At 71.1% G+C, this 10520-nt stretch carries 7 protein-coding genes; 3 read left to right on the forward strand and 4 right to left on the reverse strand.

Features of this window, described 5'->3' with window-relative positions; translation table 11 throughout:
- The first annotated feature begins 62 nt into the window (after window positions 1-62).
- Both fahA and ACSURM_RS15660 read left to right on the forward strand, forming a co-directional pair.
- Complete coding sequence (fahA, locus tag ACSURM_RS15655) at window positions 63-1280, forward strand: fumarylacetoacetase (RefSeq protein ID WP_436955630.1); 1218 nt, start codon at window positions 63-65, stop codon at window positions 1278-1280.
- Between the two features lie 235 nt (window positions 1281-1515).
- Window positions 1516-2454 (forward strand): M56 family metallopeptidase, encoded by a 939-nt coding sequence (locus ACSURM_RS15660; protein WP_436955632.1) that lies wholly within the window; start codon window positions 1516-1518, stop codon window positions 2452-2454.
- Window positions 2455-2490: 36 nt separating this feature from the next.
- Here the strand turns inward: ACSURM_RS15660 and recQ are convergent, their stop codons facing one another.
- Window positions 2491-4494, reverse strand: a complete 2004-nt coding sequence (gene recQ, locus ACSURM_RS15665) for a DNA helicase RecQ (RefSeq protein ID WP_436955634.1) — start codon at window positions 4492-4494, stop codon at window positions 2491-2493.
- A gap of 164 nt (window positions 4495-4658) precedes the next feature.
- Between recQ and ACSURM_RS15670 the strand changes: the two genes are divergently transcribed.
- On the forward strand, window positions 4659-5261 hold the full coding sequence (locus tag ACSURM_RS15670; RefSeq protein ID WP_436955636.1) for a Uma2 family endonuclease: 603 nt from the start codon (window positions 4659-4661) through the stop codon (window positions 5259-5261).
- A gap of 68 nt (window positions 5262-5329) precedes the next feature.
- Here the strand turns inward: ACSURM_RS15670 and nuoN are convergent, their stop codons facing one another.
- The 3 genes from nuoN to nuoL are packed head-to-tail and all read right to left on the reverse strand — an operon-like array spanning window position 5330 to window position 10517.
- On the reverse strand, window positions 5330-6979 hold the full coding sequence (gene nuoN, locus ACSURM_RS15675; protein ID WP_436955638.1) for an NADH-quinone oxidoreductase subunit NuoN: 1650 nt from the start codon (window positions 6977-6979) through the stop codon (window positions 5330-5332).
- Entirely contained in the window at window positions 6976-8547 is a 1572-nt protein-coding gene (locus tag ACSURM_RS15680; protein ID WP_436955640.1) for an NADH-quinone oxidoreductase subunit M, read from the reverse strand. The genes nuoN and ACSURM_RS15680 overlap by 4 nt, the downstream gene beginning before the upstream one ends.
- A 5-nt stretch (window positions 8548-8552) precedes the next feature.
- The gene (gene nuoL / locus ACSURM_RS15685; protein ID WP_436955642.1) at window positions 8553-10517 is read right to left on the reverse strand and encodes an NADH-quinone oxidoreductase subunit L; all 1965 of its coding nucleotides are present in this window, start codon (window positions 10515-10517) and stop codon (window positions 8553-8555) included.
- Window positions 10518-10520: the final 3 nt, after the last annotated feature.

The following is a 10520-nucleotide window of genomic DNA, read 5'->3' on the forward strand; positions in this document are numbered from 1 at the left end:
TGTGGCCCGACCACATGGAACGCTTCGCCATGCATGGCACGGATGAGAGTGAGGCAGCACCCATGCCCCCCTTCGACGTCCCCGAGGGCGACCCCTTCGGCCCGCACAACCTCCCCTATGGCGTGTTCTCGCCCACCGGCAGCACGGAGCGGAGGATCGGCGTCCGGCTCGGGAACCACGTCCTCGACGCGGGCGCCACGGCGGCGGCGGTCGGCTCGCCCCACCAGGCGCTGCTCGCCGCCCCCACCCTCAACCCGCTGCTGGCCGCCGGCCGCGCCACCTGGTCGGAGATACGGCGCGCCGTCACCTCCTGGGTCACCGACCCGGCGCACCGCCCGACCGTCGAGCCGCTGTTCCACCCCCTGGACGAGGTGACCCTGCACCTGCCCTTCGACGTGGCGGACTACGTCGACTTCTACGCCTCGGAACACCACGCCCGCAACGTCGGCCGTATCTTCCGCCCGGACGCCGAGGACAGCCTCACCCCCAACTGGAAGCACCTCCCGATCGGTTACCACGGCCGCGCCGGCACGGTCGTCGTCTCCGGCACGGACGTCGTACGGCCCGCCGGGCAGCGCAAGGGCCCCACCGGCCCGGCACCCGTCTTCGGCCCGTCGATCCGGCTGGACATCGAGGCCGAGGTCGGCTTCGTGGTGGGCGTGCCGTCGCGGCAGGGCCGCCCGGTGGCGCTCGGCGACTTCCGCGAGCACGTCTTCGGGCTGTGCCTGCTCAACGACTGGTCCGCGCGGGACGTCCAGGCTTGGGAGTACGTCCCGCTCGGCCCGTTCCTCGGCAAGTCCTTCGCGACCTCGGTCTCGGCGTGGATCACCCCGCTGGAGGCGCTGGAGCACGCACGCGTGGCGCCGCCCGAGCGCACCCACCCGCTGCTGCCCTACCTGGACGACACGGCCCCCGGCGTGGAACCCGGCGGCTACGACCTCCGCATCTCCGTCGCGGTCAACGGTCATGTGGTCTCCGAACCGCCGTTCTCCACCATGTACTGGACCGCCGCCCAGCAGCTCGCCCACATGACGGTGAACGGCGCCTCGCTGCGCACCGGCGACCTGTACGGCTCGGGCACGGTGAGCGGCCCGGCCGAGGACCAGCGCGGCTCGCTGCTGGAGCTGACCTGGAACGGCCGCGACCCCCTGGAACTCCCCGACGGCAAGCGGACGTTCCTGATGGACGGGGACGTGGTGACCCTGTCCGCCTGGGCTCCCGGCCCGGACGGCCACCGGATCGGGCTGGGCGAGGTCACGGGCCGCGTCGTGGCGGACTAAGCCACGGTGGGGCGGCCGACGGGCCGGGACCCTGTTCCGGCCCCGCCGAACTCGCCTTCTCCACCTGGGGTTTCGCCGTCTTCCCCGGCCGGATCGCCGTCGGCACCTGACTCACACCGCCCTTCTTCGCCATACTGACAGGGACACGCGTCCGCACTCCGCGCGGCCGTGCGACGCGTGCCCCCGCACCACCCAGTACCCGCACACCTTTCCGACCAGGAACCGGAGCCCCGGCATGACCGTCTGCCTGCTCCTGCTGAGCGCCGTCGCCCTGACGGCCGCCGTGCCGGCGCCGCGCGCGCTGATCCGGGCGGCCTGGCCCGAACGGGAACCCGTGGTCGCGCTGTGGGTGTGGCAGTGTCTGGTCGCCACCGTCCTGCTGTGCTGCCTGACCGCGCTGGTCCTGGGCGCGGCGGCCGTCTTCCACACCGTCCGCGACCATGTGTTCGCCCCCGCGCCGCCCGCCGTCACCGCCGCCTACGACCTGTCCGCCACCCCGGTGTGGACCACCGCCCTCACCCTGCTGCTGGCCTGCGGGGCCGCCTGGACGACGGCGATGCTGGCCCGGGAGCTGTTCGAGGCCCGCCGCAGCCGGGGCCAGGCCCGGGCGCAGCTGCGCGAACGCGCCCCCGAACTGCCGCCGGGACTGCGGGCGCCGCGCGGGCCGATGCTGGTGCTGGAGGACGAGTACCCGGACGCCTGGTGGATGCCGGGGCATCCGCCGCAGCTGGTCGTCACCACGGGGGCGCTGCACCGCCTCACCGATCTCCAGCTGGACGCCGTCCTCACCCACGAGCGCGGACACGCCCGCGCCCACCACGACTGGCTGCTGCACCTGTCCGCCGCGCTCGCCACGGGTTTCCCGCGCGTGCCGCTCTTCGCCCACTTCTGCGACCAGACGCACCGCCTGGTCGAGCTGGCCGCCGACGACGCGGCCTCCCGGCGCTGCGGGCACCTCACCACGGCGCTCGCCCTGATCGAGCTGAACCAGCACCGGGGCGTGCTCTCCTGCGCCTCCAGCCGCCGGCTGCTGGGCGAGCGCGTGGACCGGCTGCTGGAGCCGCCGCCGCGGCTGCTGCGCCGGCACCGGGCGCTGACCACGACGGTGGCCGCGCTGGTGCCGCTGCTGCCGCTGCTGATCACCTTCGCTCCCGGGCTGACGGCACTGTCCTGACGACGCTGTACCGGGCACCCCGGGGGCCGGGGCGGGCTATGCCCAGTCGGGCTCCGGCTCCGGCTCGGGCTCGTCGGCCGGCTCGGGCCAGTCCGCGTCGTCCGGTGCGGCGGCGGGGGCGGGCGGTGCGGCGCCGTCCAGGGAGGCCAGCACCCGGAGCACGCCTTCGCCGTACGTGGCCAGCTTCTTCTCGCCGACGCCGTTCACCGTGCCCAGCTCCCGCACCGAGCCGGGCCACCGGGACACGATCTCCCGGAGGGTGGCGTCGTGGAAGATGACGTACGCCGGGACGCCCTGTTCCCGGGCCTGCTCGGCGCGCCAGGCCCGCAGGGCCTCGAAGGCGGGGAGCAGCGCCTCGGGCAGCTCGGCCGCGGCGGCCTTGGCCTTGCCGGCACCGGAGGCACCGGAGCCGGCGGCGGACCGGGACCGGGAGGCGGCCGGCTTCTTCGGCTCCTTGCGCAGCGGCACCTCGCGCTCGCTGCGCAGCACCGCGCCGCTCGCCTCGGTGAGCACCAGCGTGCCGTACTCGCCCTCGACCGCGAGGAGCCCCTGGGCCAGCAGCTGCCGGATGACGCCCCGCCACTCGCCCTCGGTGAGGTCCTGGCCGATACCGAAGACGGACAGCTGGTCGTGGTCGAACTGGATCACCTTGCCGGTGCGCTTGCCGAGCAGGATGTCCACGATCTGCACCGCGCCGAACTTCTGCCCGCGCTCTCGCTGCAACCGCACCACCGTGGACAGCGCCTTCTGCGCGGCGACCGTGCCGTCCCAGGTCTCCGGCGGGGTGAGGCAGGTGTCGCAGTTGCCGCAGGCTTCCGCGTCGGCGTCCTGGCCGAAGTAGGCGAGCAGCTGGCCGCGGCGGCACCGGGCGGTCTCGCACAGCGCGAGCATGGCGTCGAGGTGGGCGGCGGCCCGGCGGCGGAACGCCTCGTCGCCCTCGCCGGACTGGATCAGCTTGCGCTGCTGTATGACGTCGTTCAGGCCGTACGCCATCCAGGCCGTGGACGGCAGTCCGTCGCGGCCCGCGCGGCCGGTCTCCTGGTAGTAGCCCTCGATCGACTTGGGCAGGTCCAGGTGGGCGACGAAGCGCACGTCCGGCTTGTCGATGCCCATGCCGAAGGCGATGGTCGCGACCACGACCAGGCCGTCCTCGCGCAGGAACCGGGACTGGTGCGCCGCGCGGACGGAGGCGTCCAGGCCCGCGTGGTACGGCACCGCCTGGATGCCGTTCGCGGTCAGGAACTCGGCCGTGCGCTCGACCGAGTTCCGCGACAGGCAGTAGACGATGCCGGCGTCGCCCGGGTGCTCCTCCCGAAGGAAGGCGAGGAGCTGCTTCTTGGGGTCGGCCTTGGGCACGATCCGGTACTGGATGTTGGGCCGGTCGAAGCTGGCGACGAAGTGCCGGGCCGTCGGCAGGTTCAGCCGCTGGGTGATCTCCTCGTGCGTGGCGCGGGTCGCCGTGGCGGTGAGGGCGATCCGCGGCACGTCCGGCCAGCGCTCGCCGAGCAGGGACAGGGCGAGATAGTCGGGGCGGAAGTCGTGGCCCCACTGGGACACGCAGTGCGCCTCGTCGATGGCGAAGACGGAGATCTTGCCGCGGGAGAGCAGGTCCAGCGTGGCGTCCAGGCGCAGCCGCTCCGGTGCCAGATAGAGCAGGTCCAGTTCGCCCGCCAGGAACTCGGCCTCGACCACGCGCCGCTCGTCGAAGTCCTGCGTGGAGTTCATGAAGCCGGCCCGGACGCCGAGGGCGCGCAGGGCGTCCACCTGGTCCTGCATCAGAGCGATCAGCGGGGAGACCACCACGCCCGTACCCGGTCTGACCAGGGCCGGGATCTGGTAGCACAGCGACTTTCCGCCGCCGGTCGGCATGAGCACGACAGCGTCGCCGCCCGCCACCACATGCTCGATGATCGCCTGCTGCTCGCCCCGGAAGGCGTCGAATCCGAAGACCCGGTGCAGCGTGGCCAACGCCTCGCTGCCGGCCGCGTCCGGCCCCTCGGTCACCTGTGCCATCTCGCTGATCCCGCCCATCACGCCCATCGTCCTGTCCCCCGTCGGTCCCCCGTGTGCCGTCGTACAACGACTCCCTCCACGATAGGGGCCCACACCGACAGCCCCGGAGTTATCCACAGGTTCGCTCGTTCACCGATGTCATCACTCGATAACGTAGAGCGACAAATCAAGACCGAGTCCACGGAGCACCCATGAGCGCGGCCCTCGATGCCTCGGCGCCTGTCTGGCCGGTTCCGCCCGAAGGCGGGTGGACCGCCGACGACCTGGACGCCCTTTCGGGCCTGCCACCCCACACACAATTGATCGACGCGAGCCTCGTCTTCCCGTGCCCCCAGTCGCTGTTCCATGAGCGCGCCATGAGTTACTGCGGCCACCAACTGGACAGTTCCGCGCCGGCCAGCCTTGAGGTCCTGCATCGGTTCACCTTCGACATCGACCGACAGAACAGGCCGGAAGCTGACGTGATCGTCCTACGGGCAGAGGCAGTGCGGAGCCACGATCAGACCAGGGTCCCGGCGACATCCGTGGTGCTGGCCGTCGAAGTCGTGTCGCCGGAGACCCTTTCCCTGGACCGCGAGACCAAGCCCCTGAAATACGCCCGCGCCAAGATCCCCCACTACTGGCGGGTCGAGAATGAGGACGGCCGGGCCGCCGTGCACGTCTTCGAGTTGGAACCCACGACCGGCACCTACACCAGCACCGGCATCTTCCGCGAGCGCATGAAGCTGGACGTGCCGTTTCCGATGGACCTCGACCTCACCCAGATCAAGACGCGCCGCGACAGGACGAAGTGACCCCCACCGAATGCCGCTGCCCGGCCCCTGAGCAAGGGTGCCGGGCAGCGGCATGTACGAGGTGGGTGTCAGCGCACGAAGACCCCCGCCTGGCCGGCCAGGTCCAGGAAGTACTGGGGGGCGATGCCTAGGACCAGGGTGGTGGCCACGCCCATGCCGATCGCCAGCATGGTCAGCGGGGACGGGACGGCCACGGTCGGGCCCTCCGGCTTCGGCTCGCTGAAGAACATCAGGACGATCACCCGGATGTAGAAGAACGCGGCGATCGCCGAGGAGACCACACCCACGATGACCAGCGGCACCGCGCCGCCGTCCGCCGCCGCCTTGAACACGGCGAACTTCCCCGCGAACCCGGAGGTCAGCGGGATGCCGGCGAAGGCCAGCAGGAACACCGCGAACACGGCCGCCACCAGCGGCGAGCGCCGGCCGAGGCCCGCCCACTTGGACAGGTGGGTCGCCTCGCCGCCCGCGTCCCGCACCAGCGTGACCACGGCGAACGCGCCGATCGTCACGAAGGAGTAGCCCGCGAGGTAGAAGAGGACCGACGACACGCCGTCCTTGGACGTGGCGATGACACCCGCGAGGATGAACCCGGCGTGCGCGATGGACGAGTACGCCAGCAGGCGCTTGATGTCGGTCTGGGTGATGGCGACGATCGCGCCGCCCAGCATGGTGATGATCGCCACCGCCCACATCACCGGCCGCCAGTCCCAGCGCAGGCCGGGCAGGACGACGTAGAGCAGGCGCAGCAGCGCGCCGAACGCGGCCACCTTCGTCGCCGCCGCCATGAACCCGGTCACGGGGGTGGGCGCGCCCTGGTAGACGTCGGGGGTCCACATGTGGAACGGCACCGCGCCCACCTTGAACAGCAGGCCCATGACGAGCAGGGCGCCGCCGATCAGCAGCAGCGCGTCGTTGCCCATGGTGTTGGCGAGCGCCGGGTCGACGTCGGGGACGGTGCCGTCGACCACCTGGGCGATGCGGGCGTACGACATCGAGCCCGCGTAGCCGTACAGCAGCGCGATGCCGAACAGGGTGAACGCCGAGGCGAACGCGCCCAGCAGGAAGTACTTGACCGCGGCCTCCTGCGACATCAGCCGCTTGCGCCGGGCCAGCGCGCACAGCAGGTACAGCGGCAGGGAGAGGACCTCCAGGGCCACGAACAGGGTCAGCAGGTCGTTGGCCGCCGGGAAGATCAGCATGCCGCCGATCGCGAAGAGGAGCAGCGGGAAGACCTCGGTGGTGGTGAAGCCCGCCCGCACCGCGGCCTTCTCGCTGTCGCTGCCGGGCACGGACGCGGCCTGCGCGGCGAAGGAGTCGACCCGGTTGCCGTGCGCCTCCGGGTCCAGGCGCCGTTCCGCGAAGGTGAACAGACCGACCAGGCCGGCCAGCAGGATGGTGCCCTGGAGGAAGAGGGCCGGGCCGTCGACCGCGATCGCGCCCATGGCCGCGATGTGTGCCTTCGTGGTGCCGAACCCGTCGGCCGCCAGCGCGACGACCGCCGCGAAGGCGGCGCACAGGGCGACGACGGACACGAACACCTGCGCGTAGTAGCGGGACCGGCGCGGCACGAACGCCTCGATCAGCACCCCCACCAGCGCCGCGCCGACGACGATCAGCGTCGGCGACAATTGTGCGTACTCGATCTTCGGCGCGTCGATCTTCGAGATCGGTTCGGCCGCGGTTGTCCACAGGCTGTGGACGGCTGTTGCGCTCACTTGGCCGCCTCCACCTCGGGCTGGGGGTCCTGCTTGTGTACGTCGGACAGGGTCTGTTTGACCGCCGGGTCGACGATGTCCGTGACCGGCTTCGGGTAGACACCCAGGAAGATCAGCAGCACGATCAGCGGGGCCACGACCAGCACCTCACGCGCGCGCAGGTCGGGCATCGCCGAGACCTCCGGCTTCACCGGGCCCGTCATCGTCCGCTGGTAGAGCACCAGGGTGTACAGGGCGGCGAGGACGATGCCGAAGGTGGCGATGATCCCGATCACCGGGTAGCGCGCGAACGTGCCGACCAGCACCAGGAACTCGCTCACGAACGGGGCGAGGCCGGGCAGCGACAGCGTGGCGAGGCCGCCGATCAGGAAGGTGCCGGCGAGCACCGGGGCGACCTTCTGCACGCCTCCGTAGTCGGCGATGAGCCGCGAGCCGCGCCGGGAGATGAGGAAACCGGCGACGAGCATCAGCGCGGCGGTGGAGATGCCGTGGTTGACCATGTACAGCGTGGCACCGGACTGGCCCTGGCTGGTCATCGCGAAGACGCCCATGATGATGAAGCCGAAGTGCGAGATCGACGCGTAGGCCACCAGGCGTTTGATGTCCCGCTGGCCGACGGCGAGCAGCGCGCCGTAGATGATGCTGATCAGGGCCAGGACGAGGACGACCGGCGTCGCCCACTTGCTGGCCTCCGGGAACAGCTGGAGGCAGAAGCGGAGCATCGCGAACGTGCCCACCTTGTCGACCACCGCGGTGATGAGGACGGCGACGGGCGCGGTGGCCTCCTGCATGGCGTTGGGCAGCCAGGTGTGCAGCGGCCACAACGGCGCCTTCACCGCGAAGGCGAAGAAGAAGCCGAGGAACAGCCAGCGTTCGGTGTTCGTCGCCATGTGCAGCGTGCCGTTCGCCCGGGCGTCGGCGATCTCGGTGAGCGAGAAGGTCCCGGCGACCACGTAGAGCCCGATCACCGCGGCCAGCATGATCAGGCCGCCGGCCAGGTTGTAGAGCAGGAACTTCACCGCCGCGTACGACCGCTGGGTGGCGGCCGTCTCCTCGCCGTGCTCGTGGGCACGGTCCCCGAAGCCGCCGATGAGGAAGTACATCGGAATGAGCATGGCTTCGAAGAAGATGTAGAAGACGAAGACGTCCGTGGCCTCGAACGAAATGACCACCATCGCCTCCACCGCCAGGATCAGCGCGAAGAAGCCCTGGGTGGGCCGCCAGCGGCGGCTGCCGGTCTCCAGCGGGTCGGCGTCGTGCCAGCCGGCGAGGATGATGAACGGGATCAGCAGGGCGGTCAGCGCGATCAGCGCCACCGCGATGCCGTCGACGCCCAGTTCGTACCTGACCCCGAAGTCCCTGATCCAGGCGTGGTTCTCGGTGAGCTGGTAGCGCTCGCCGTCCGGGTCGAAGCGGACCAGGACGGTGACGGCCAGGGCGAGCGTGGCGAGCGAGAAGAGCAGCGCCAGCCACTTGGCGGCGGTGCGCTGGGCGGCCGGTACGGCGGCCGTGGCGACGGCCCCGAGGGCCGGGAGCACCGCCGTCGCTGTCAGCAGGGGAAAGGACATCGGTATCAGACCGCCCTCATCAGCAGGGTCGCGGCGACCAGGAGTGCCGCGCCGCCGAACATCGAGACCGCGTAGGAGCGGGCGAAGCCGTTCTGGAGCCGGCGCAGCCGTCCGGACAGACCGCCGAAGCCGGCCGCCGTGCCGTTGACGACGCCGTCCACCAGGGAGTGGTCGAGGTAGACCAGGGAGCGCGTCAGGTGCTCGCCGCCCCGCACCAGGACCACGTGGTTGAAGTCGTCCTGGAGCAGGTCGCGGCGGGCCGCGCGGGTGAGCAGCGAACCGCGCGGGGCGACCGCCGGGACGGGCTTGCGGCCGTACTGGGCCCAGGCGAGGGCGACGCCGACGACCAGGCAGACCATGGTGGCCCCGGTGATCACCCCGGCGCTGAGCGGCGCGTGGCCGTGGTCGTGCCCGGTGACCGGTTCCAGCCAGTTCAGGAAGCGGTCGCCGATGCTGAAGAAGGCACCGCCGAAGACCGAGCCGACGGCGAGGACGATCATCGGGATCGTCATGACCTTCGGGGACTCGTGCGGGTGCGGCACGGTGTGCTCGCCCCCGGTCTCGGCGGCCGGCTCCACGCCGGGCTCGGCCGGGGACGGGGTCGGGGCATGGCGCCACCGTTCCTCTCCGAAGAACGTCATCAGCATCACGCGCGTCATGTAGAAGGCGGTGATGGCCGCGCCCAGCAGGGCCGCGCCGCCGAGGATCCAGCCCTCGGTGCCGCCCTTGGCGAACGCCGCCTCGATGATCTTGTCCTTGGAGAAGAAGCCGGACAGGCCCGGGAAGCCGATGATGGCGAGGTAGCCGAGGCCGAAGGTGACGAACGTGACCGGCATGTACTTGCGCAGGCCGCCGTAGCGGCGCATGTCGACCTCGTCGTTCATGCCGTGCATCACCGAACCGGCGCCGAGGAACAGCCCGGCCTTGAAGAAGCCGTGCGTCACCAGGTGCATGATCGCGAAGACGTAGCCGATGGGGCCGAGACCGGCGGCGAGGACCATGTAGCCGATCTGCGACATGGTCGAGCCGGCCAGCGCCTTCTTGATGTCGTCCTTGGCGCAACCGACGATCGCACCGAACAGCAGCGTGACCGCGCCGACGACGGTGACGGCCAGCTGGGCGTCGGGCGCCGCGTTGAAGATCGCGCCGGAGCGGACGATCAGATAGACGCCGGCGGTCACCATGGTCGCCGCGTGGATGAGGGCGGAGACCGGGGTCGGGCCCTCCATGGCGTCCCCGAGCCAGGACTGCAGCGGCACCTGGGCGGACTTGCCGCAGGCGGCGAGCAGCAGCATCAGGGCGATCGCGGTCAGTTTGCCCTCGGAGGCGTCGCCGACGAGCCCCGGCTCCTCGTGCGTGCCGAGGAGCGGGCCGAAGGCGAAGCCGCCGAAGGTGGTGAACATCAGCATGATCGCGATCGACAGGCCCATGTCGCCGACGCGGTTGACCAGGAACGCCTTCTTCGCGGCCGTGGCGGCGCTGGGCTTGTGCTGCCAGAAGCCGATCAGCAGGTACGAGGCGAGGCCGACGCCCTCCCAGCCGACGTACAGCAGCAGGTAGTTGTCGGCGAGGACGAGCAGCAGCATGGCCGCGAGGAACAGGTTCAGGTAGCCGAAGAAGCGGCGGCGGCGCTCGTCGTGCGCCATGTACCCGACCGAGTACAGGTGGATCAGCGAGCCGACGCCCGTGATGAGCAGGACGAACGTCATCGACAGCTGGTCCAGGCGGAAGGTGATGTCCGCCTGGAAACCGGCCACCGGGATCCAGCTGAACAGGTGCTGGGTCAGCGTGCGGTGTCCGGCGCCCTTGCCGAGCAGGTCGGTGAAGAGGACGAGCCCGAGGGCGAAGGAGACGAACGACAGCAGGACGCCGATCCAGTGGCCGCCGCGGTCCAGGCGCCGGCCGCCGACCAGGAGGACGGCCGCTCCGAGCAGGGGCGCCGCGATGAGCGGCGCGATCAGGTTCTCCACGAT

Origin of the sequence: Streptomyces sp. SudanB182_2057, from assembly GCF_964272715.1 — a bacterium.
Lineage (GTDB): Bacteria > Actinomycetota > Actinomycetes > Streptomycetales > Streptomycetaceae > Streptomyces > Streptomyces rubradiris.

Coding starts and splice junctions, on each gene's coding strand:
- fahA (WP_436955630.1), top strand. CDS start 63: ATGCCCCCCTTCGACGTCCCCGAGGGCGACCCCTTCGGCCCGCACAAC.
- ACSURM_RS15680 (WP_436955640.1), bottom strand. CDS start 8,547: ATGTCCTTTCCCCTGCTGACAGCGACGGCGGTGCTCCCGGCCCTCGGG.
- ACSURM_RS15660 (WP_436955632.1), top strand. CDS start 1,516: ATGACCGTCTGCCTGCTCCTGCTGAGCGCCGTCGCCCTGACGGCCGCC.
- ACSURM_RS15670 (WP_436955636.1), top strand. CDS start 4,659: ATGAGCGCGGCCCTCGATGCCTCGGCGCCTGTCTGGCCGGTTCCGCCC.
- recQ (WP_436955634.1), bottom strand. CDS start 4,494: ATGGGCGTGATGGGCGGGATCAGCGAGATGGCACAGGTGACCGAGGGG.